Source organism: Nostoc cf. edaphicum LEGE 07299, from assembly GCF_015207245.1.
Taxonomy (GTDB): Bacteria; Cyanobacteriota; Cyanobacteriia; order Cyanobacteriales; family Nostocaceae; genus Nostoc; species Nostoc edaphicum_B.
In genome coordinates, this window is record NZ_JADEXF010000736.1 from 1 (window position 1) to 3,293 (window position 3,293).

Consider the following 3,293-nt stretch of genomic DNA (forward strand, 5'->3'; position numbering starts at 1 on the left):
GGAATTAATTGCTCAGTATAAAGCTGCTGGAGTTGGTCGCGATCGCGTTTTAATTAAAATTGCCAGCACTTGGGAAGGCATTCGGGCTGCGGAAATTCTCGAAAAAGAAGGTATTCACTGTAACCTTACCTTGTTATTTGGTCTTCACCAAGCGATCGCCTGTGCAGAAGCCGGCATTACTCTAATATCTCCCTTCGTTGGCCGGATTCTTGACTGGTACAAAAAAGATACCGGACGCGATAGCTACCCAGCAGCCGAAGATCCAGGAGTTTTGTCTGTCACCAAAATCTACAACTACTACAAGAAATTCGGCTATAAAACCGAAGTTATGGGAGCTAGCTTCCGTAACCTTGGTGAAATTACTGAACTTGCAGGTAGTGACTTGCTGACCATTTCACCTTCACTTTTGGCTGAATTGCAAGCAACTGTTGGAGAACTGCCACGCAAGCTTGACCCTGCGAAGGCAGCAAGCTTGTCAATTGAAAAGATATCCATTGACAAAGCTAGTTATGACAAGATGCACGCTGCTGACCGCATGGCAACTGACAAACTAGACGAAGGTATTAAAGGTTTCACCAAGGCACTAGAAGACCTTGAGAAACTTTTGGCAGACCGACTAGTTCGCCTGGAAGGAGAGGTAGTGGCAAGCCATTAGAGACTTCCAATTAAAAAACATCCAAAGTAGTGTGCGTTACGGCTCAAGCCGTAACGCACTTCAAATATCATGTCCAGGAGAATTAGTTATGATTGCCATAGTTATTTCACCCGACACATCAGTCGCTCATAAAAGAAACCCCGACAAGCAACAGCAATGTTTGTCTACGTAGGCGTAGCCCGCACTTCTCTACGAGACGCTGCGCGTTGCTTGCTTCCCCGGAGGGGTACGACAAGCTACTTCTCTGCGAGAGGCTGCGCCAACGGCTGCGCTCAGTACAAGTTCAGTGACCATCGTAGACATTGCACCAACAATTTATGCGGACATGATATGACTCATTTTAATCTTCGTGGTCATCGAACGGATCGTTCAATTCCTTGCTAGGAGGACCAAAGGAGGTATAAATCGAAATTCCAGTGATGGCAACCACCACGGCAGCCATAGAAATGCTAAGAACTATTGCGGGTTCCATAATTGAGAGATAGATGATGAGTGCTATTCTTATAGAATATTACAGAAGATTAAAAAAAGCTTTGGCAAGTAATCTTAGGTGAACTATGGCACAAAGGACTAGGTTGGGAGATATCCTGAAACCACTTAACTCTGAGTATGGGAAAGTGGCTCCAGGTTGGGGTACTACCCCTGTGATGGCTGTTTTTATGGCGCTATTTTTGGTGTTTCTGCTGATTATTCTGCAACTTTACAATAAATCACTGTTGGTTCAGGATGTATTTGTCGATTGGCGCAGTTTAGGACGCTAACGCATACACAGCGAGCGAGTTTGGATAACAAGTTAAGTTTCACCCGGTTCTTCCGGGTTTTTTTGTGGTTGCGATTTCCGACTAGACTAACTATATATGTGAGTTTCTGTAGTGGTTTTAAAGTTTACAGGAGACAAAAAATGAATATATTTGGTATCGGTCTGCCAGAAATGGCTGTAATTATGGTAGTAGCGCTGTTAATCTTTGGCCCAAAAAAGCTACCAGAGATCGGTCGGAGTGTGGGCAAAACAATTCGTAGTTTCCAGGAAGCTTCTAAGGAGTTTCAAAACGAGTTTCAAAAAGAAGCAGAACAGTTAGAAGAAGTTGTACAGACTACTGCTGAATTGGAACCTAAGCAAATCCACCCTGCTAAATCTGAGCAGGATACCGCTAGTTCTTCCCAACCTAGCTAGTAGTTTGTCAAGTCCGTAGTAAGGACTTTAGTCTTTATTTTCTAAGCACTAAAGTGCTTACTACAAACCCTTGATTACTAGCTTAGACATTGTACTGGAAGAGTGCTGCATATTAATTGACTGTAGGCAAAATGACAGAAGCTGTTACGCAACCAGCTTTGGTAATTCCACAACTAATCGTCGGATTAGGGAATCCAGAAGCTAAGTATGACCAAACACGCCATAATATCGGCTTTGCTGCTTTAGAAACTCTCTCTCGTTCTTGGCGCATTTCCTTAACAGAAAACCGCAAGTTTCAGGGTGAGTATGGCGAGGGTATGACCCCAGGTGGAGGTAAGATTCGCTTGCTGAAGCCGTTAACTTATATGAATCGCTCAGGACAAGCAATACAAGCGGTGACAAGTTGGTATAAATTGCCGCCTGAGTCGGTGTTAGTGATTTATGACGATATGGATTTGCCCTTAGGAAAAACTCGTTTGCGTTTATCTGGTTCAGCTGGGGGACATAACGGCATGAAAAGTGCGATCGCACATCTTAGTACCCAAAACTTTCCCCGTTTGCGAATCGGTATTGGTAAACCCAAAGATGCAGCTAATAATGATGATTCTGGTACTATCTCTCATGTGCTGGGGCGATTTTCTGCTGCCGAAAATCAGCAGATGTCTCTTGTACTTCAGTTCGTAGTTGAGTGTATTGAACTAAGTCTCAAGCAGGGAGTAGAAAAGGCGATGAATGTTTGTAATAGCCGCACCATTAATAATTCTGAGTCTTAGGGCTGAATGAATACTATCTTATCAGCTTATTAAAGAAAGCTAACCGATGTTTAAAGGCGCTTATTTTGGTTAATGGGCAGCGATTTTAGCTTGCTCTATCTAACCAAGATAAAGTCTCTAACGCTCTCTACGTATAGGAAAAGTGACTCATTTACACCCTAATTAACGGTGCGGCAGACTTTGCTTAATGTTTGTATGAATAATGGCGCAAGCGCTATTGCCTGTTTTCGGTCATAACCTCAAGCAATGCCGGTATCACACCAAGTAGGTTTATTTAAAACGTCTTGTGCGTCTAGCTGCCACTGCCTTACGTTTGCGTTTTTCTATTGGTGTTTCAAAGTGCCGATGATATTTCACATCAGCTAATATCCCAGCTTTGGAAACCTGACGTTTAAACCGACGCAAAGCTGAGTCTATTCCTTCGTTCTCTCCTAGAACCACCTGGGTCATTCTTCCCTTTTCCTCATCATCAATAGTTTCCATTCTAATATTACCCACAACCTTAGTAAAACTCCTCTGAGCTAAAGTCATGATTAAGAGGCTATTCGTCCGGTTGAGGCGGGTTATGTGTGCTTCTGCCTGTTGAAATCGGTACTTAACTAAAAGTTAATTTAAGTGCCCTAATGCACTCTCAGAAGCAATAGAGAAGATGGAGAAATTATAATAGTAAATTTTTTTGACTGTACTATGA

Annotated in this window: 6 protein-coding genes; 4 read left to right on the forward strand and 2 right to left on the reverse strand. The window is 42.9% G+C overall.

Annotated features, from left to right (window positions below; genetic code table 11):
- Nucleotides 1–655 (forward strand): transaldolase family protein (locus IQ229_RS19815; RefSeq protein ID WP_322744029.1); only part of this gene is annotated, 655 nt, incomplete at its 5' end.
- A gap of 340 nt (nt 656–995) precedes the next feature.
- On the opposite strand, the gene psbN is transcribed toward IQ229_RS19815, so the two are convergent.
- On the reverse strand, nt 996–1,127 hold the full coding sequence (gene psbN / locus IQ229_RS19820) for a photosystem II reaction center protein PsbN (protein ID WP_012410654.1): 132 nt from the start codon (nt 1,125–1,127) through the stop codon (nt 996–998).
- An 85-nt stretch (nt 1,128–1,212) separates the two neighbouring features.
- On the opposite strand from psbN, the gene psbH reads away from it, so the two are divergent.
- The 3 genes from psbH to pth all read left to right on the forward strand — a co-directional run bounded on the left by psbH (nt 1,213) and on the right by pth (nt 2,602).
- Nucleotides 1,213–1,416: a photosystem II reaction center phosphoprotein PsbH gene (psbH, locus tag IQ229_RS19825; protein WP_194046672.1), complete on the forward strand. Its 204-nt coding sequence runs from the start codon at nt 1,213–1,215 to the stop codon at nt 1,414–1,416.
- A gap of 140 nt (nt 1,417–1,556) precedes the next feature.
- Nucleotides 1,557–1,829, forward strand: coding sequence for a TatA/E family twin arginine-targeting protein translocase (locus IQ229_RS19830; RefSeq protein WP_094348881.1), 273 nt, complete (start codon nt 1,557–1,559; stop codon nt 1,827–1,829).
- A gap of 131 nt (nt 1,830–1,960) precedes the next feature.
- On the forward strand, nt 1,961–2,602 hold the full coding sequence (gene pth / locus IQ229_RS19835; RefSeq protein WP_194046674.1) for an aminoacyl-tRNA hydrolase: 642 nt from the start codon (nt 1,961–1,963) through the stop codon (nt 2,600–2,602).
- 270 nt (nt 2,603–2,872) lie between these two features.
- Here the strand turns inward: pth and rpsU are convergent, their stop codons facing one another.
- The gene (gene rpsU / locus IQ229_RS19840) at nt 2,873–3,052 is read right to left on the reverse strand and encodes a 30S ribosomal protein S21 (protein ID WP_069073049.1); all 180 of its coding nucleotides are present in this window, start codon (nt 3,050–3,052) and stop codon (nt 2,873–2,875) included.
- Nucleotides 3,053–3,293 lie beyond the last annotated feature (241 nt).